The sequence below is a fragment of the Mesorhizobium sp. L103C105A0 genome (genome assembly GCF_000502215.1).
Taxonomy (GTDB): Bacteria; Pseudomonadota; Alphaproteobacteria; order Rhizobiales; family Rhizobiaceae; genus Mesorhizobium.
Map to the genome: position 1 here is coordinate 163,548 of NZ_AYXF01000003.1, position 17,355 is coordinate 180,902.

Genomic DNA, 17,355 nt, shown 5'->3' on the forward strand with positions numbered 1-17,355 from the left:
TGCTGGGGAAATGCGGGGGCAAACAATGAGTTATAACGTTATCCTGGCATTGCTGTTCGGCTATCTCCTCGGCTCGATTCCCTTCGGCCTCTTGATCACCCGCGCGGCCGGCCTCGGCGATGTGCGCAAAATCGGCTCCGGCAATATCGGCGCCACCAACGTTCTGCGCACCGGCAACAAGGGCCTCGCCGCCGCGACGCTGGTGCTCGACGCGTTGAAGGGTACGGCGGCGGTGATGATCGCGCGCCATTTTGGACACGACTACGGACTGTGGGCCGGCCTTGGACTCTGGGCGGGCCTTGGCGCCTTCCTTGGCCATCTGTTTCCGGTCTGGCTCGGTTTCAAGGGCGGCAAGGGCGTGGCGACCTATCTCGGCGTGCTGATCGCGCTCGGCTGGCATGTGGCGCTGATCTTTATCGTCGTCTGGCTGGCGATGGCTTTTCTGTTTCGCTATTCCTCGCTGGCAGCGCTGACGGCGGCGGTCATCGTGCCGATCGCGCTTTATTTCTGGAGCACACCTGAGACCGCCGGGCTGTTCCTGGTGATGAGCCTGATCGTCATCTTCAAACATCGCGCCAACATTTCGCGCCTTCTTGCCGGCACCGAAGGCAAGATCGGAGCCAAGGGTTGAGCAAGCCCGCCGCCGGGCCGCGCCTCAGCGACCGGCAGCGGCTGAGCTGGCTGCGGCTGATCCGCACACAAAATGTCGGCCCGGCCTCGTTTCGCGAATTGATCAACCGCTTTGGTTCGGCGGAGGCGGCGTTGGAGATGCTGCCCGAGCTGATGATTTCGGGCGGAGCCAAAAGGATCATGCGCATTCCTTCCGTGGAGGAAGCCGAAGCGGAACTCGACGCAGCCAGTGAAAACGGCGCCCGCTTCGTCGGCATCGGCGAGGCCGACTACCCGCCGATGCTGAAAAACATGGACAATCCGCCGCCGCTGATTGCCGTGAAGGGCGAGGCAGCCGTCTTTCGCCTGCCGGCGGTGGCCATCGTCGGCGCCCGCAACGCGTCGCTCGCCGGCATCAAGATGGCGCGCATGCTGGCAGCGGATCTTGGCCGCGACGGCTACGTCATCGTTTCCGGCCTGGCGCGCGGCATCGACACGGCAGCACACCAGGGCAGTCTCTCGACTGGTACAGTGGGTGTGCTGGCCGGTGGGCTCGATGTCCCCTACCCGCCCGAAAATATCGGCTTGTGCGACGACATTGCCGAGCGTGGCGGCGCCGTTATTTCGGAAATGCCGTTCGGCTGGCAGCCGCGGGCGCAGGATTTTCCGCGCCGCAACCGGCTTGTCGCGGGCGCCGCCCTCGGACTGGTGGTGATCGAAGCGGCGCAACGCTCCGGCTCGCTGATCAGCGCGCGCCTGGCCGGCGAGATGGGCCGGCTGGTCTTTGCCGTGCCGGGTTCGCCGCTCGATCCGCGCTGCGCCGGTTCCAACGGCCTGCTCAAGGACGGCGCCACCCTGGTCACCGAGGCGGCCGATGTTTCCGGTGCGATCGCACCCTTGGCGGGCACGCGAACGCGAAGCATTGCGCCGCCAGAAAAGGCACCCGATTTTTCGGCAACTCCCCCGCCCGGTGAGGACGAACGCAGCGGCGTGCTCGAAGTGCTAGGCCCAACGCCGGTGGGCGTGGACGAGATCATCCGCCACACCGGCCTCAACGCCGCGCAAGTCTCCATGGTGCTGCTGGAACTCGACCTTGCCGGCCGCATCGAGCGCCATGCCGGCGGCAATGTCTCACTGGTTTCGTGACGTTCCAGCCGATCCCGCCGCACGTCGGCCGCAACTCACGCGTCGAGGGTCACGCCGGCGGCGCCAACGCCGGTACAGATGCCACCGCAGGGTATTTTTCCAGGCGGCTCTCGGAAAAGCACTCCGCCATTCCAGGGCTCTCCGTTGCACTGACGATCACGCTCGCAATGGCATACTCGACAGCTGACGAAAACCGGGCTCGACAGTCTGCGCATCAGTCAGCGGAACAGATACTTCGATACCTCCGGATTGCCTCGGCGCCACATCACATTGTCCAGAAAATAATGATGCACATTGATGAAGATCAGCACGATGAAGAAGAACAGCGATGACCCCAGCACTTGCCTGTCATAGGGAATCAAGGCCGTCAGCGCGGATGGGATCAGCCAGAAGCCGAGATAGCCAAGGGCCGTGCCGCCGACGATAAAGCCGACGAGCCGAAACCTGTAGAGGGGGCCGAGAAAGGACAGGATTTTCGGCTGCGGATCGCTTTCGGCATCGGAACTGTCGCGCTCGACGTTCGTCTGGTAGCGCCAGACCACGGCGAGATACTGCAGCGAGTGGAGCGCGGGCACGATCAGCAGCCAAAGCGGGTTTACGCGCGCAATCAAGATCCAGAGATAGAGCGACGCCACATAGGCCACCAAACCGTTATAGGGCAGGCCGCCGCCGTTCTTCCGCCAACGATTGACCAGCATCAAGAGCGTGGCCGTCGTCGACGCAACGGCCGCCAGCACGCCGATGTCGGTAATCCAGGAAGGGGCCGCGAATGTGTAATAGTCCAGGCCATAATATTTGCCCTGGGTGACCGCCGTATTCGTCTGCAGCCATGCCAGGATCCACACGGCATAGGAGTTGACCAGCAGCACCTTCTTGTCGCGGTCGTTGAAGAATTTGCGCTTCAGCACCGCATCCACCATCAGCATGCCGTAGCCCTGCTTGACGTAGTGCCAACCGACAAAAAAGAACATGGCGTTGGTGGCATAGCCGAGCAGGCGCGTGTTCGCCGCCGCCGCGCCATAGGCGAAGAACCCGGCCATGGCGAGGGGCACGACAATGCCCGCGAAGATGTAGCGAAGCTGCAGGCTCCTGTCGTAGCCGTCGCCCGTCACCTTGCGCCCGAAATTGCGGTAGAAAAGCTGGTAGGAGTGGGCGAAGTGGGGATAGTTCACGAGATAGGCAACGATCACCATCGTTGCGGCCACCGGACCCTCATATTCGAGCGGAACGAGAAACAGCACCGGCAGGATGAGAAACGCGCTGCCGCCCAGCATGAGGAAATCGGCGACCGGGCCGAAGAGGTACTTTTGAGGCGCCGCCGCCTTAGGAGCGACAGCATCCGCCGAAAGCTGAAGTGTCATGTCAGAACCTCCCCTGGGAAAGGCTGAGTTTAGCCATCGACTGGGATGGGGACAAGGTTGGAGCTGCCGCTCCGCGCCCGAACACTGGGCCATCCTGCTGTTTCGCCAATGGTCTCGATCCGCCATGGCTTGAACCCGTGAACCTCTCGATAAAAAAGGTGGGGGGCCTCCGCTGTTAAAAAAAGCGCACCACCCCAATTTACGACTAACATGTTAGTGTGCTAGCACAGCATACATACCTGCTTCGGAGACCTTCCGGTGACATCACGCTTTGGCCTTTCGGCCGCTCTCGCCACGCCTTTCGATGCCCGCGGGCAGATCGCCACCGCCCCCATGATCGCTCAGGCCGAAAGTTGCCTGGCGCAGGGTTGCGGCAGCGTGACGCTTTTCGGCACCACAGGGGAAGGCGCATCGGTGGGCACGACGGAGCGGCGGTCGGTGACCGAGGCCATGCTGGCTGCTGGAATCCTGCCGCATCAACTCGTTGCCGGCGTGCTGGTCGACGCCGCCGAAGACGCCGCCGAACAGGCACAGCATGCCTTGCAGCGAGGCGCCCGAAACATTCTGCTGGCCCCGCCGAGCTACTTCAAGAATGTCGGCGAGGACGGCCTTTTCGGCTGGTTCTCCGCCGTCTTTGCCGCGCTCGGCCCCCTCGCCCGTGACGTGCTGCTCTACAACATCCCTTCGGTTACCATGGTGCAGCTTTCGCTTGGCCTGATCGGCCGGTTGCGCACTGCTTTTCCCGACGTGGTCGCCGGGGTCAAGGATTCCGGTGGAAATTGGAGCTACAGCGAGGCGCTGCTTGCCGCCCATGGCGATCTGGTGATCCTGATCGGCGATGAAAGGCATCTGGCGCGTGCGGTGCGACTGGGTGCTCAAGGCGCAATCTCGGGCATGGCCAATTTCGTCCCGGGCGAAATCCGCGCCATGGCCGAGGACGGGCGCGACGATCCTCGCGTCGAGAGTTTTGTGCTCGAATTGCTCAAATATCCGGTCACCCCGGCGGTAAAGGTGATGGTGGCGCGTAAGACCGGCGACGAGCGCTGGCTGGCGGTCCGTCCGCCGCTGGAGCCGATCGCGTTGCAAGGGCAGCAGCAGCTTGCCTCAGCCTATGACAGCTTGTTTGCCAGGGAACCGGCCTGACCGGCAAAAGGAAGCGCGCCGAAATGGAAGACGGCAACGAACCGACCACCCTCAGGGAGAAGGCCTATGCCAGCTTCACGCGGCATTTGCTGGCGCGCGACTTCAAGCCAGGCCAGTTCGTGTCGCAACGTGAGCTGGTTGCCTTCACCGGACTGCCGCTCGGCGCCATTCGCGAGATCGTGCCGCGTCTCGAGGCGGAAGGACTGCTGACGACCATTCCGCAGCGCGGCATGCAGATCGCCCATATAGATATCAGCCTGATCCGCGAGGCCTTTCAGTTCCGCCTGTTCATGGAGCGTGAAGCGGTGGCGCTGTTTACGGTCAGCGCCTCCGATGCCGAGCTTGCCCGCTTGCGGCGCGAGCATGAGGACATGCATGCCCAGGCGCTTGCGCAGACCCCGACGCCGGAGATGGAGGCCAAGGCGCAGACCATCGACTGGGCCATGCACGACACGTTCATCGATGCGCTGGGCAACGAGATCATCGCCAAGGCCTATCTGGTCAATTCGGTGAAGATCCGCCTGATCCACCAGGAGCGGTTCCGTATCGACGGGCGCGTCGTGCCGGTGATGCGCGAGCACCTGGCGGTGATCGAAGCCATGGAGAGCCGCGATCCAGGGAAGGCGGTCGAGGCGATCAGTCTGCATATCGACAAGGCGCGCCGGCTGGCGCTGCAGATCTGAGGAAACCTGAGCCGCACCGCGGTCCGCGATGCAATCGATAACGACAACAACCGGGAGGAAGAAATGTCGTGCAATCTGTTCAACCCAACCAGGAGGCAACTGCTTCAGGGAACCGCGGCGCTTGCCGCCGCCGGCTTTGCGGGCGTTCGCCCAAGCTTTGCCGCCGGCGTCGACTGGAAGCGCTTTGCGGGAACGACGCTTGACGTCAATCTGGTGAAAAGCCCGCGCAGCGACACGCTGATAAAATACATCGCCGAGTTCGAGGAACTGACCGTGATCAAGGTCAATGCCGAAGCGACGCCGGAACAGCAGCAGCGCCAGAAGACGGTGATCGAACTGAGCTCCGGCAAACCGAGCTTCGACGTCGTGCATCTGAGCTACCACGTGCAGAAGCGCCAGTTCGAAAAGGGCGACTGGCTGGCCGACATATCAGGCTATCTCGCTGACCCGACCCTGACCGATCCTGCGCTGGTGGAAACCGATTTCGCCGATGCCGGCATGCTGTTTGCCAAGGACGGCCAGGGCGTGCTGCGCTCGCTGCCGTTCTCGGTGGATTACTGGATCGTCTACTGGAACAAGGAATTGTTCGAGGCCAAGGGCCTCAAATACCCTGAAACCTTCGAGCAACTGGTGGCGGCCGCCGAAGCGCTGACCGACCCGTCGACCAACACCTACGGCTTTGTCGCCCGCGGCCTGAAAAACGCCAACACGCCGGTATGGACGTCGCTGATGCTCGGCTACGACATGACGCCGCTCGATGACAAGGGCAAGCTGCGCACGACCTCGCCCGAGGCGATCGAGGCCGCCAGCCTCTACCAGCGGCTGATGACCAAGTCGGCGCCTCCAGGCGTCACCGGATTCAACTGGGCCGAAGCCCAGTCCGCCTTCCTGCAAGGCAAGATCGGCATGTGGTTCGATGGCGTCGGCTTTGCCCCGCCGATGGAAAATCCGGAAAAGTCGCGTGTGGTCGGCAAGGTCGGCTACGGCGTCATGCCCAAGGGCCCCAAGGCGCATGCCGCGGGCACCTTTGGTGACGGCCTCGGCGTGACGGCCACCAGCGAGAAGAAGGAAGCTGCCTATCTGTTCTGCCAGTGGGCGATTTCGCCTGCGATGGGTGCGCGCCTGCTGCAGGCTGGCGCCGGCGTGCCGTTCCGCAAGTCGGTGCTGGAAGACCCCAAGGTGCGCGAAGGCGTCACCATGCCGGCGAGTTGGCTCGATGCCGTGGTCGGCTCGGGCAATGTCAGCCGGCTGTCGCTGCCGGTCATCATTCCGGTCACCGAGTTCCGCGACATCTATGGCGTGGCGCTGACCAATCTGATCGCCGGCGCCGATCCGGCAGAGGAACTGAAGAAGGCCACCGAGCAGTTCCAGCCGGTGCTCGACCGGAGCGAGCAAGGCTGATGTCCGCCATCACCCCAGAACGCACCGGGGTGACGACGCAAGCCATCGAAGGGAGCCAGACCATCCGGCTGGCTCCCAACTACTGGCCTTTCGTCGTCCCGGCGCTCGTCGTCGTCGGCGCCGTGATCGTCTTTCCCTGGGCCTTCACACTGTGGATGAGCGTCAACCGCTGGACCCTCGGCCAGGCGCGAAGCTTTGCCGGGATGGAAAATTACCTGCGGCTGGCCGTCGACCAACGCTTCTGGGAATCGCTTTTCCATACGCTGACCTACACGGCGCTTTCGGTTGCGGCGCCGATGTTCCTCGGCACTGTCGCGGCGCTGATCTTCGACGCCAAATTTCCGCTGCGCGGCCTGTTGCGCGGCGTCTTCGTCATGCCGATGATGGCAACGCCAGTCGCCGTGGCGCTGGTCTGGACGATGATGTTCCATCCCCAGCTCGGCGTGCTCAACTATCTGTTGTCGCTGGTCGGCATCCCGGCGCAGGAATGGATCTTTAATGCCAGGACGGTCATCCCGTCCCTGGTTGCGGTCGAGACATGGCAGTGGACGCCGCTGGTGATGCTGATCGTGCTGGGCGGCTTGGCCTCCGTGCCGCGCGAGCCCTTCGAGAGCGCCGAGATCGATGGCGCCAACGCCTGGCAGCAATTCCGCTATCTCACCTTGCCGATGATCGCGCCGTTCCTGATGATCGCGATGATCATCCGCACCATCGATGCGCTGAAGAGTTTTGACATCATCTATGCCATGACCCAGGGCGGACCGGGCACGGCCTCGGAAACCATCAACATCTATCTCTACAACACCGCCTTCTCCTACTACGACATCGGCTATGGCTCGGCCATGGCCGTGGTGTTCTTCATCGTCATCGTCGCGCTGTCCTTCATCCTGCTGATGCTGCGCCAGCGCTCCCAATGGATCGGGGTGGAGGGCAAATAGATGAGTTCACGGCTGCTCAACCGGATCGGGCTGTTTTTCGCGGCTCTGGTCTTCGTCTCGCCGGCGATCCTGTTCTTCCTCTGGATGATCTCGCTGTCGCTGAAGTTCGAGATCGACAACGGTGCATACCCGCCGATCCTGATCCCGGAACATCTCGCCTGGTCGAACTATGTGAAGGTATTCGAGGAGAACAATTTCCTGCTCTATTTCTGGAATTCGGTTCTGGTGACGGGCACGGCAACGTTGCTCGCGCTGCTCATCGGCGTGCCGGCCGGCTATGGCATCGCGCGGCTCAAGGCCGAACGCTCGGCGGTGGTCATCATGATCGCCCGCATGACGCCGGGGCTTTCCTATCTCATTCCGCTGTTCCTGCTGTTCCAGTGGGTCGGCATTCTCGGCACGCTGTGGCCGCAGATCATCATCCATCTGGTGGTGACGGTGCCGATCGTGGTCTGGGTGATGATCGGCTATTTCGAGACCACGCCGATGGAGCTGGAAGAAGCGGCCAACATCGATGGCGCCAGTTCCTGGCAGGTGTTCCGGCTGGTCGCCTTGCCCATCGCCAAGCCGGGCATTGTCGTCGCCTTCATCCTGTCGATCATCTTCTCATGGAACAATTTCGTCTTCGGCATTGTGCTCGCCAGCCGCGAGACCCGCACGCTGCCGGTCGCCGTCTACAACATGCTTTCCTACGAGCAGGTGAGCTGGGGTCCGCTCGCCGCCGCAGCACTTGTGGTGACGCTGCCGGTGCTGGTGCTGACCCTGTTCGCGCAAAGGCAGATCGTCGCCGGGCTGACCGCAGGCGCCGTCAAGGGCGGCTGAGGCACGGCCCCGACATCACTCATTTCCGGGAGAAATCCGATGGCATCGGTAACAATCAAGAACGTTCAGAAGGCTTTCGGAGCCGCCAAGATCATCCACGATGTCAGCGTCGACATCGCCGATGGCGAATTCGTCATCCTGGTCGGGCCGTCGGGCTGCGGAAAGTCGACGCTGCTGCGCATGATTGCCGGACTGGAAACGATCTCGGGCGGCAGGATCGCCATTGGCGATCGCCTCGTCAACAATCTCAGGGCGCGCGACCGAAACATCGCCATGGTGTTCCAGAACTACGCGCTCTATCCGCATATGACGGTGGCCGACAATATGGGCTTTGCCCTGAAGATCAAGAAAGCCGATCCGGCCGACACCGCCGGCCGCGTCGGCAGGGCCGCCAGCATTCTCGGCCTGGACAAGCTGCTCGACCGCTATCCGCGTCAGCTTTCCGGCGGCCAGCGCCAGCGCGTCGCCATGGGCCGCGCCATCGTGCGCGACCCGCAGGTGTTCCTGTTCGACGAGCCGCTGTCCAATCTCGACGCCAAATTGCGCGTGCAGATGCGCGGCGAGATCAAGGCGCTGCACCAGCGGCTGGGAACCACCACCATCTACGTTACCCACGACCAGATCGAGGCCATGACCATGGCCGACAAGATCGTCGTGCTGCATGACGGCCTTGTCGAGCAGATCGGCGCGCCGCTCGATCTCTACGATCGCCCGGCCAACCTCTTCGTTGCCGGGTTCATCGGCTCGCCGGCGATGAATTTCATTCGAGGCCATGTCGAGGAAGGTGTTTTCCGCAGCGCCGGTGGACTGATCTTGCCGCTGCCAGAAGGCATCGACCTGACCAACATACCCGGCCGCGACCTCATCTACGGCATCCGCCCCGAACACATCCGAGCGACGACCGCCAAAGGAATCCCCGGCACGATCGTGCTTCTGGAAGCAACGGGTTCGGAAATCTTTGCCCGGGTCGACTGCGCCGGAGAAGAAATCTCCTGCCTTTTCCGCGAGCGGCTGGCACTGAAACAGGGCGAGCAGATGCGCATCGAGATCGACCGCGCCTGCGCTCATCTGTTCGACGTCAAGACCGGGCGGCGATTGTAGGGGGCGATGGGGGCTGCTGACAGGGCAACTTCCGCACGAAATATTTCTGGTGAGCGCGTCGGGGTTCGAACCCGAGACCTACTGATTAAAAGTCAGTTGCTCTACCGGCTGAGCTACGCGCTCCCGCGGGCTCTAAAGGCCGCCCTCGAAATTGCGCGGAACATAGGGAGAGTGCCGCGACCGGTCAACCGGAAAAAGATGGCCCTTCGACCGGGGTTTCAGCCATCGCCAGACGCGCCGCAAATTGCGTCGTCACCAGCCCGGTGAGCCGCTCCCGCAACGTGGTCGCCGCTTCGATCTGTTGGCGCGCGAGACGCGCCTTTTCTCACGCGCCGAATTCGAGAAACATTACAAATCAGCAACTTACTGTTTTGGTGGGAACCATCGCACGAGCGGGCCGTTTTCGTCTCACAAGGGACGTCAACCACCCTTCAAGGAGAAGATCATGAACAAGATCGCAACGGGTCTACTGGCGACCACCCTGTCAATTTCGTTTGCCGCGGCCGCCGCTATGCCGGCCAATGCCGCCCAGATGTTCGTGCCCCAGTCATCAGCAACTTCGTCCGACATCGTGAATGTGAGCGATTCTCGTCATGACAACTGGCGGTGGATGCGCCATGGCAACCGCAATTCCGGCAATCGCGATTTCCGCGTAGGCCGCCAGTTCTCGCGCAACAATGATGGCGGCAGCTATTGGAATGGCCATCGCGGCTATCGCGAATATCACCGCGGCTATCGCCGTCACGGCGACTACTGGTTCCCGCTGGCTGCCTTCGCCACCGGCGCCTTGATCACCGGTGCGATCGTCAACAGCGAGAACAACCGCGGCGATGCCCATGTGCAGTGGTGCTACGACCGCTATCGGTCGTACCGCGCTTCGGACAACACATTCCAGCCCAATTACGGCCCGCGTCAACAGTGCAATTCGCCCTATTGAGCTGAGTTGGTACCAAGTGTTGAGTAGAAAAGCCTGCGCCGGCAACGGCGCGGGCTTTTCCGTAGGTTGCTTGGGTACGGGCGCGGCGGATTAGCTGGCCCAATTGACGCTCTTGAAGATCAGATACAGGGCTCCGCCTTCACCACGCGGAGAACGGTATGCGCCGAGGCCGTTGCAGATTCGAACCGCAGCTGCGGTCATTTTCCAGCCGAGCACTTCCAAGTCGTTGTTCAAATCTATCGCATAGGGTTGAGCCAGCTCATCAATGGAATGCTCCTGTCCGAAAGACCGAACCAGCTCTGCGTCGGCAAGCAGGTCGCCAGGCAGGTTTGAATTTGCCCAAGCCCAGAGCCAGTTGCTGGCCTTGGCACTCGTCGATCCGGCGATTTGGATTTCGGCGACGACCTTGGTGATGCCGTTGTCCGAGAACAGAAGCTTTCCTTCTGTCAGATCATAGTCATAGCGAGGCCAACTGCCGAGTCGGAACTCCTGCTGCAAGCGTGCATTCTTTGCATCCAATTGTTCGACAGCCTCGTCGCGCCAGGCCCCATACCAGTGTGGATTCATCCCCTTCCCCCGCCATGATTTACTACCGCGCGCTCAGCGTCCGGCGCACCGCATTGCGCCAGCCCGCGAGCTTTGCCGAGCGCACCGTGGCATCCATGTCCGGCTTGAAGCGGCGCTCGAGCGCCCAGCTCTTGGCAAAATCCTTCGCCTTCGGCCACACGCCTGCTTTCGAGCCGGCAAGCCACGCCGCACCCAGCGCCGTCGTCTCCAGAATGGTCGGGCGATCGACCGGCGCATCGAGGATATCGGCCAGCCGCTGCATGGTCCAGTCGGAGGCCACCATGCCGCCGTCGACGCGAAGCACGGTTTTGGCCGACGCCCCCTTCCAGTCCTTGCGCATGGCGTCGAGGAGATCGCGCGTCTGGTAGGCGACGGATTCCAGCGCCGCGCGGGCGAACTCCGCCGGGCCAGAGTTGCGGGTCAGCCCGAAGATCGCGCCACGCGCCTCGGCGTCCCAATGCGGCGCGCCGAGACCGACGAAAGCCGGCACCAGATAGACGTTCTGCGTGGGGTCGGCGGTTGCCGCCAAAACGCCGCTATGCTCGGCCTTGCCGATCACCTTGATGCCGTCGCGCAGCCATTGCACGGCGGCACCCGCGATGAAGATCGAGCCTTCCAAGGCATAGGTAGTCTTGCCGTTCAGCCGATAGGCGATGGTGGTCAACAGCCGGTTCTTCGAGCGCACTAGATCGGCGCCGGTGTTGAGCAGCGCAAAGCAGCCGGTGCCATAGGTCGATTTCATCATGCCTGGCTCGAAACAGGCCTGGCCTATGGTCGCTGCGTGCTGATCGCCGGCCACGCCAAGGATTTTGATTTCGGCGCCAAACAGGCTTTTTTCCGTCACGCCGTAGTCGTCGGCGCAATCCTTGACCTCAGGCAGCATCGCCACCGGGATGCGCAGGATGGAGAGCAGCTCGTCGTCCCAGACATTTTTCTCGATGTTATAGACCAGCGTGCGCGAGGCGTTGGTGGCATCCGTCGCATGCACCTTGCCGCCGGTCAGCCGCCAGATCAAAAAACTGTCGATAGTGCCGGCGAGCAGTTCGCCCTTTTCGGCGCGCTTTCTCGCACCGTTTACCTTGTCCAGCATCCAGGCGATCTTGGTGCCGGAGAAATAGGGATCGAGCAGCAGGCCGGTCTTTTTGGTGAACTTTTTCTCCAGGCCGTGTTTTTTCAGCTTCTGGCACAGCGGCGCGGTGCGGCGGTCCTGCCAGACGATGGCATTGTGGATCGGCTTGCCGGTCGCCTTGTCCCAGATGACGACGGTTTCGCGCTGGTTGGTGATGCCGATCGCCGCCACATCCGAGGCCTCGCGGCCGGCGGCCTTCAGCGCGCCTTTGACCGTCGCGACGACGCTTGCCCAGATCTCTTCCGGATCATGCTCGACCCAGCCGGAGGCAGGATAATGCTGCGTGAATTCCTGCTGCTTGCTGCCGGCGACCTTCATCGCGCCGTCGAACAGGATCGCCCTGGTCGATGTCGTACCCTGGTCGATTGCAAGGATGTATCCGGTCATTAGTCCTCCCGGTAGCTCGCCTATACAAACAGGGGAGACGGCAAGATGCCGCCTCCCCGTTCACTATGATCCTGGCGCGTACGCCAAGATTACTTCTGCCAGCTCTTCACCAGTTCGTCGTAGTTGATGGTGATCGGCTTTTCCTTCTCGTTCTCGATCTTCAGCTGAGGCGCGAGATTGCCGTTCTTGACCGCGTCGGCGTTCCAGTAGGCGAGGTCATGCTCTTCGGCCATCTTCGGGCCGATATCGCCCTGGACGCCCGACTTCTCGATGCGGGTCATGACTTTTTCCTGCTCGGCGCAGAGCGAGTCCATGGCTTCCTGCGCCGTCTTGGCGCCGGACGAGGCATCGCCGATCGCCTGCCACCAGAGCTGTGCCAGCTTCGGATAATCGGGCACGTTGGTGCCGGTCGGCGACCACTGAACGCGGGCCGGCGAGCGGTAGAACTCGATCAGACCACCGAGCTTCGGCGCACGTTCGGTGAAGCTCTTGTCGTGGATCGTGCTTTCGCGGATGAAGGTCAAGCCGACATGGCTCTTCTTCACGTCGACCGTCTTCGAGGTCACGAACTGCGCGTAGAGCCAGGCGGCCTTGGCGCGGTCGGTCGGCGTCGACTTCATCAGCGTCCAGGAACCCACGTCCTGATAGCCGAGCTTCATGCCGTCCTTCCAGTAGACGCCATGCGGCGACGGGGCCATGCGCCACTTCGGCGTTCCGTCGTCGTTCAGCACCGCCTTGGCGCCGGCGTCGACCATCGAAGCGGTGAAGGCGGTGTACCAGAATATCTGCTGCGCGACCGCACCCTGTGCCGGCACCGGGCCGGATTCGGAGAAGGTCATGCCCTGGGCTTCGGCCGGAGCGTAGGCCTTCAGCCAGTCGAGGTATTTCTGGATCGAGTAGACGGCAGCCGGGCCGTTGGTGTCGCCGCCGCGCGCCGTGCAGGAGCCGACCGGCTGTGATTTCTCGTTGACCTTGATGCCCCATTCGTCGACCGGCAGGCCGTTCGGCAGGCCCTTGTCGCCGTTGCCGGCCATCGACAGCCAGGCATCAGTGAACCGCCAGCCGAGCGACGGGTCCTTCTTGCCGTAGTCCATGTGGCCATAGACCTTCTTGCCGTCGATCTCGCGGCCGGTGAAGAACTCCGCGATGTCCTCATAGGCCGACCAGTTGACGGGAACGCCGAGGTCGTAGCCGTATTTCGCCTTGAAGTCGGCCTTGTTCTTCTCGTCGTTGAACCAGTCGTAACGGAACCAGTAGAGGTTGGCGAACTGCTGGTCGGGCAGCTGATAGAGCTTCTTGTCCGGCGCGGTGGTGAAGGAGGTGCCGATAAAATCCTTCAGGTCGAGGTTCGGATTGGTAACGTCCTTGCCCTCGCCCGCCATCCAGTCGGTCAGGTTGCGGACCTGCTGGTAGCGCCAGTGGGTGCCGATCAGGTCGGAATCGTTGACCCAGCCGTCATAAAGGTTCTGGCCGGTCTGCATCTGGGTCTGGATCTTCTCGACGACGTCGCCTTCCTGGATGACGTCATGCGTGATCTTGATGCCAGTGATGGCGGTAAAGGCCGGCGCCAGCACCTGCGATTCATACTGGTGGGTGGCGATGGTTTCGGACACGACCTTGATGTCCATGCCGGCGAAAGGCTTCGCGGCATCGATGAACCACTGCATTTCTGCTTCCTGGCCGGCCCGGTCGAGCGTCGACAGCGGGCCGATTTCCTTGTCCAGAAACGCCTTGGCCTCATCCATTCCGGCGTAGGCGTTGCCTACCCCGAGCAACAGGACAAGGGCAGTTGTTGATGTTAAAAATTGCCGTCGCATAGGTTTCCTCCACATTTAGGTTTCAAGTGCGATCTGGAACGGCCACCGGCACGCGGTCGATCCAACAGTTTCCCCCTCTATACGTAGCGGAACACGCCGACGGCGTAGACCACGGAGAGAGCGAGAGCCCACCACAGGTTGGATCCGACAAGACCCAGCCAAGCGAGATGGATAAAGGCGCTGCCAAGCAGCGACAGAAAAAGACGGTCGCCGCGCGTCGTCTCGAAGCGCAGGATGCCGACGCGCGGATTGCCGCCCGGCGAGGCAAATTCCCAAAACGCCATGCCGCACAGCAGCAGAAGAATGGTGCCGAAGAACGCCGCCGTCGGCCACGTCCACGCCATCCAGGTGAGGTCGAGATTCATGGTGACACCCTCCCCAGGGCAAAGCCCTTGGCGGTGGTGGTGAGGATGAACCCGTGCTTTTGTTTCATCACACCCTCCCCAGGGCGAAGCCCTTGGCGATGTAGTTGCGGACAAACCAGATGACGAGCGCGCCGGGGATCAGCGTCAGCACGCCGGCGGCAGCGAGCAGGCCCCAATCCATGCCGGCGGCCGAAACGGTGCGGGTCATGGTGGCGGCGATGGGCTTGGCATCGGTGGTCGTCAGCGTGCGAGCGATCAAAAGCTCGACCCATGAGAACATGAAGCAGAAGAAGCAGGCGACACCGATGCCACTGGCGATCAGCGGCATGAATATCCTGACGAAGAAGCGCGGGAAGGAGTAGCCGTCAATATAGGCTGTTTCGTCGATCTCTTTGGGCACGCCCGACATGAAGCCTTCGAGGATCCACACCGCCAGCGGCACGTTGAACAGGCAGTGCGCCAGCGCCACCGCGATGTGGGTGTCGATCAGGCCGAAGGCCGAATAGAGCTGGAAGAACGGCAGCGCGAACACCGCCGGCGGCGCCATGCGGTTGGTCAGCAGCCAGAAGAACAGATGCTTGTCGCCGAGGAAGCGGTAGCGCGAAAAGGCGTAGGCCGCCGGCAGCGCCGCAGCCACGGAAATCACCATGTTCATGACAACATAGGTGATCGAGTTGATGTAGCCCGAATACCAGGACGCATCGGTGAAGATAGTGACGTAGTTGGCGATCGTAGGCTGATGCGGATAGAGCGTCAGCGAGGAGACGATCTCGGCATTGGTCTTGAAGCTCATGTTGATGAGCCAGTAGATCGGCAGCAGAAGCACGATGATGTAGATCGTCGGCACGATCCACCACCAGCGCGATTCCTCGCCGCGCTTGCGCATCAGCCGGGCGACCTGATCCTGCGAAAGCGTGCTCGCCAATTTTCCCGAAGCGGTGGTTTCGCTCACTCTGTCGGCTCTTTCGTTGGCGCCGCTCATCTCAGCGCTCCGCGTCGTAGTTGGTCATCACGGTGTAGAACACCCACGACAACAACAGGATGATCAGGAAGTAGACCAGCGACATGGCGGCCGCCGGACCGAGGTCGAACTGGCCGAGCGCGGTCTTGACGAGGTCGATCGACAGGAACGTGGTCGAGTTGCCGGGGCCGCCGCCGGTGACGACGAAGGGCTCGGTGTAGATCATGAAGCTATCCATGAAGCGCAACAGCACGGCGATCAAAAGCACACGCTGCATCTTCGGCAGCTGGATATAACGGAACACCGCCCAGCGCGAGGCGCCGTCGATCTTGGCCGCCTGGTAGAAGGCATCCGGGATCGAAACCAGGCCGGCATAGCAGAGCAGCACGACAAGGCTGGTCCAGTGCCAGACGTCCATGATGATGATGGTGACCCAGGCGTCGAACGAATCCTGCACGTAATTGTAGTCGATGCCGAGCGCGTTGACGTAGTAGCCGAGCAGGCCGATGTCGTTGCGGCCGAAGACCTGCCAGATGGTGCCGACGACGTTCCACGGAATGAGCAGCGGCAACGACATAAGCACTAGGCAGACCGGCACGCCCCAGCCCTTCTTCGGCATGTTGAGCGCGATGAAGATGCCGAGCGGCACTTCGATGGCCAGGATGATGAAGGAGAAGATCAGGTTGCGCACCATCGCTTCCCAGAAGCGGCTGGACGACAGCAGTTCCTCGAACCACTGGGTGCCTGCCCAGAAGAAGACGTTGTTGCCGAAGGTGTCCTGCACCGAATAGTTGACGACCGTCATCAGCGGAATGACGGCCGAGAACGCCACCAGCACCAGCACCGGAAGCACCAGGAACCAGGCCTTGTTGTTCCAGGTCTTTTCCATCTATGCCCCCATCTCGACACGCCCCATCTCAACCAGCCAGGAATCGGCATAGATGTTGATGCCGGCCGGATCGAAACGAACCTTTGGGTCGGCCGGCACGCTCTCGTCCTCGCCGATGACGGCAGCGATCTCGCGGCCTTCGAGGCTGGCGCGCACCACCTTGTGGCGGCCGAGATCCTCGACCTTGCTGATTTTAACCGCCATGCCGTCACGGCCGAGCCTGACATATTCGGGGCGGATGCCGAGTTCGATGGCGCCGGAGCTCCCAGCGGCGGTCTTTGGCGCGCCGGGCAGCTCGATCCGCTGGCTGCCAATGGTCGCGGTCTTGCCGTCGATCGCCACCGGCATGACGTTCATGCCGGGCGAGCCGATGAAGTAACCGACGAATGTGTGGCGCGGGCGCTCGAACAATTCGGCCGGCGTGCCGATCTGGACGATGCCGCCATCATACATGACGACGACCTGGTCGGCGAAGGTCAGCGCCTCGGTCTGGTCATGGGTGACATAGACCATGGTGTAGCCGAAGCGGCGGTGCAGTTGCTTCAACTGCGAGCGCAGCACCCACTTCATGTGCGGATCGATAACCGTCAGCGGTTCGTCGAACAGGATGGCATTGACATCCGAGCGCACCAGGCCGCGGCCGAGCGAGATCTTCTGCTTCTGGTCGGCGGTCAGGCCCCTCGCCTTCTTCTTCGCCCACGACTCCAGGTCGATCATCTCCAGCGTCTCCCGCACCTTGCGGTCGACATCGGCCTCCGGCACGCCGCGGTTGCGCAGCGGGAAGGCCAGATTGTCGTAGACGGTCATGGTGTCGTAGATGACCGGGAACTGGAACACCTGCGCGATGTTGCGCTCCTGCGTCGACAGATTGGTGACGTCCTTGCCGTTGAACAGCAACTCACCGTGCGAGGGGTGCAGAAGTCCCGAAATGATGTTGAGCAGCGTGGTCTTGCCGCAACCCGAAGGCCCAAGCAGCGCATAGGCGCCGCCATCCTCGAATGTGTGGTGCACTTCCCGCAGCGCAAAATCGGCATCCTTCTGCGGATTGGGCAGGTAGGAGTGCCTGACATGGTTGACGTCGATGCGCGCCATCTCTTCC

17 protein-coding genes and 1 tRNA gene are annotated in these 17,355 nt (G+C 62.1%); 9 read left to right on the top strand and 9 right to left on the bottom strand.

The genetic code is table 11. From position 1 onward, the window contains the following. Positions 1–25: 25 nt before the first annotated feature. Together plsY and dprA are read left to right on the top strand one after the other, a co-directional pair. Positions 26–631 carry a glycerol-3-phosphate 1-O-acyltransferase PlsY gene (gene plsY, locus X727_RS153340; protein WP_023696534.1) on the top strand — a complete coding sequence of 202 codons (606 nt, stop codon included), beginning with the start codon at positions 26–28 and terminating at the stop codon, positions 629–631. Continuing rightward, positions 628–1,755 (top strand): DNA-processing protein DprA, encoded by a 1,128-nt coding sequence (gene dprA / locus X727_RS153335; RefSeq protein ID WP_023730138.1) that lies wholly within the window; start codon positions 628–630, stop codon positions 1,753–1,755. Before plsY ends, dprA begins: the two co-directional genes overlap by 4 nt. A gap of 218 nt (positions 1,756–1,973) precedes the next feature. On the opposite strand, the gene X727_RS153330 is transcribed toward dprA, so the two are convergent. After that, complete coding sequence (locus tag X727_RS153330) at positions 1,974–3,116, bottom strand: hypothetical protein (protein ID WP_023745125.1); 1,143 nt, start codon at positions 3,114–3,116, stop codon at positions 1,974–1,976. Positions 3,117–3,374: 258 nt separating this feature from the next. Here X727_RS153330 and X727_RS153325 point away from each other — a divergent pair, with 258 nt between their 5' ends. The 6 genes from X727_RS153325 (at position 3,375) to ugpC (ending at position 9,204) form a co-directional block, all read left to right on the top strand. Further along, positions 3,375–4,259, top strand: a complete 885-nt coding sequence (locus X727_RS153325) for a dihydrodipicolinate synthase family protein (protein WP_023745126.1) — start codon at positions 3,375–3,377, stop codon at positions 4,257–4,259. Between the two features lie 23 nt (positions 4,260–4,282). Further along, positions 4,283–4,942: a GntR family transcriptional regulator gene (locus X727_RS153320; RefSeq protein WP_023706209.1), complete on the top strand. Its 660-nt coding sequence runs from the start codon at positions 4,283–4,285 to the stop codon at positions 4,940–4,942. A 63-nt stretch (positions 4,943–5,005) separates the two neighbouring features. Beyond that, a complete protein-coding gene (locus tag X727_RS153315; protein ID WP_023834123.1) occupies positions 5,006–6,343 on the top strand; it encodes a sugar ABC transporter substrate-binding protein in 1,338 nt (445 codons plus the stop codon). Beyond that, positions 6,343–7,281 carry a sugar ABC transporter permease gene (locus X727_RS153310; RefSeq protein WP_023693414.1) on the top strand — a complete coding sequence of 313 codons (939 nt, stop codon included), beginning with the start codon at positions 6,343–6,345 and terminating at the stop codon, positions 7,279–7,281. Before X727_RS153315 ends, X727_RS153310 begins: the two co-directional genes overlap by 1 nt. Then, positions 7,282–8,103: a carbohydrate ABC transporter permease gene (locus X727_RS153305; protein WP_023700756.1), complete on the top strand. Its 822-nt coding sequence runs from the start codon at positions 7,282–7,284 to the stop codon at positions 8,101–8,103. Between the two features lie 39 nt (positions 8,104–8,142). Then, positions 8,143–9,204 (top strand): sn-glycerol-3-phosphate ABC transporter ATP-binding protein UgpC, encoded by a 1,062-nt coding sequence (gene ugpC, locus X727_RS153300; RefSeq protein ID WP_023834124.1) that lies wholly within the window; start codon positions 8,143–8,145, stop codon positions 9,202–9,204. Positions 9,205–9,251: 47 nt separating this feature from the next. Here ugpC and X727_RS153295 read toward each other — a convergent pair. Then, a tRNA-Lys gene (locus X727_RS153295) sits at positions 9,252–9,327 on the bottom strand. Positions 9,328–9,649: 322 nt separating this feature from the next. On the opposite strand from X727_RS153295, the gene X727_RS153290 reads away from it, so the two are divergent. Next, positions 9,650–10,141: a BA14K family protein gene (locus tag X727_RS153290; RefSeq protein WP_023706205.1), complete on the top strand. Its 492-nt coding sequence runs from the start codon at positions 9,650–9,652 to the stop codon at positions 10,139–10,141. 90 nt (positions 10,142–10,231) lie between these two features. On the opposite strand, the gene X727_RS153285 is transcribed toward X727_RS153290, so the two are convergent. From X727_RS153285 to X727_RS153255, 7 genes are all read right to left on the bottom strand, one after another. Next, positions 10,232–10,708: a DUF6882 domain-containing protein gene (locus X727_RS153285; protein ID WP_023684656.1), complete on the bottom strand. Its 477-nt coding sequence runs from the start codon at positions 10,706–10,708 to the stop codon at positions 10,232–10,234. 22 nt (positions 10,709–10,730) lie between these two features. Further along, complete coding sequence (gene glpK, locus X727_RS153280) at positions 10,731–12,224, bottom strand: glycerol kinase GlpK (RefSeq protein WP_023706204.1); 1,494 nt, start codon at positions 12,222–12,224, stop codon at positions 10,731–10,733. An 89-nt stretch (positions 12,225–12,313) separates the two neighbouring features. Next, positions 12,314–14,041: an ABC transporter substrate-binding protein gene (locus X727_RS153275; RefSeq protein ID WP_023670978.1), complete on the bottom strand. Its 1,728-nt coding sequence runs from the start codon at positions 14,039–14,041 to the stop codon at positions 12,314–12,316. 77 nt (positions 14,042–14,118) lie between these two features. Further along, a complete protein-coding gene (locus X727_RS153270) occupies positions 14,119–14,406 on the bottom strand; it encodes a DUF2160 domain-containing protein (protein WP_023670977.1) in 288 nt (95 codons plus the stop codon). A gap of 67 nt (positions 14,407–14,473) precedes the next feature. After that, positions 14,474–15,388, bottom strand: coding sequence for a carbohydrate ABC transporter permease (locus X727_RS153265; RefSeq protein ID WP_023670976.1), 915 nt, complete (start codon positions 15,386–15,388; stop codon positions 14,474–14,476). 1 nt (position 15,389) lies between these two features. Further along, positions 15,390–16,256: a sugar ABC transporter permease gene (locus tag X727_RS153260; protein ID WP_023712374.1), complete on the bottom strand. Its 867-nt coding sequence runs from the start codon at positions 16,254–16,256 to the stop codon at positions 15,390–15,392. Then, positions 16,257–17,348 carry an ABC transporter ATP-binding protein gene (locus X727_RS153255; RefSeq protein ID WP_023684651.1) on the bottom strand — a complete coding sequence of 364 codons (1,092 nt, stop codon included), beginning with the start codon at positions 17,346–17,348 and terminating at the stop codon, positions 16,257–16,259. Positions 17,349–17,355 lie beyond the last annotated feature (7 nt).

Coding starts and splice junctions, on each gene's coding strand:
- X727_RS153330 (WP_023745125.1), bottom strand. CDS start 3,116: ATGACACTTCAGCTTTCGGCGGATGCTGTCGCTCCTAAGGCGGCGGCG.
- X727_RS153260 (WP_023712374.1), bottom strand. CDS start 16,256: ATGGAAAAGACCTGGAACAACAAGGCCTGGTTCCTGGTGCTTCCGGTG.
- X727_RS153310 (WP_023693414.1), top strand. CDS start 6,343: ATGTCCGCCATCACCCCAGAACGCACCGGGGTGACGACGCAAGCCATC.
- ugpC (WP_023834124.1), top strand. CDS start 8,143: ATGGCATCGGTAACAATCAAGAACGTTCAGAAGGCTTTCGGAGCCGCC.
- X727_RS153255 (WP_023684651.1), bottom strand. CDS start 17,348: ATGGCGCGCATCGACGTCAACCATGTCAGGCACTCCTACCTGCCCAAT.
- X727_RS153265 (WP_023670976.1), bottom strand. CDS start 15,388: ATGAGCGGCGCCAACGAAAGAGCCGACAGAGTGAGCGAAACCACCGCT.
- X727_RS153315 (WP_023834123.1), top strand. CDS start 5,006: ATGTCGTGCAATCTGTTCAACCCAACCAGGAGGCAACTGCTTCAGGGA.
- glpK (WP_023706204.1), bottom strand. CDS start 12,224: ATGACCGGATACATCCTTGCAATCGACCAGGGTACGACATCGACCAGG.
- X727_RS153290 (WP_023706205.1), top strand. CDS start 9,650: ATGAACAAGATCGCAACGGGTCTACTGGCGACCACCCTGTCAATTTCG.
- X727_RS153285 (WP_023684656.1), bottom strand. CDS start 10,708: ATGAATCCACACTGGTATGGGGCCTGGCGCGACGAGGCTGTCGAACAA.
- X727_RS153320 (WP_023706209.1), top strand. CDS start 4,283: ATGGAAGACGGCAACGAACCGACCACCCTCAGGGAGAAGGCCTATGCC.
- X727_RS153270 (WP_023670977.1), bottom strand. CDS start 14,406: ATGAATCTCGACCTCACCTGGATGGCGTGGACGTGGCCGACGGCGGCG.
- X727_RS153275 (WP_023670978.1), bottom strand. CDS start 14,041: ATGCGACGGCAATTTTTAACATCAACAACTGCCCTTGTCCTGTTGCTC.
- plsY (WP_023696534.1), top strand. CDS start 26: ATGAGTTATAACGTTATCCTGGCATTGCTGTTCGGCTATCTCCTCGGC.
- X727_RS153305 (WP_023700756.1), top strand. CDS start 7,282: ATGAGTTCACGGCTGCTCAACCGGATCGGGCTGTTTTTCGCGGCTCTG.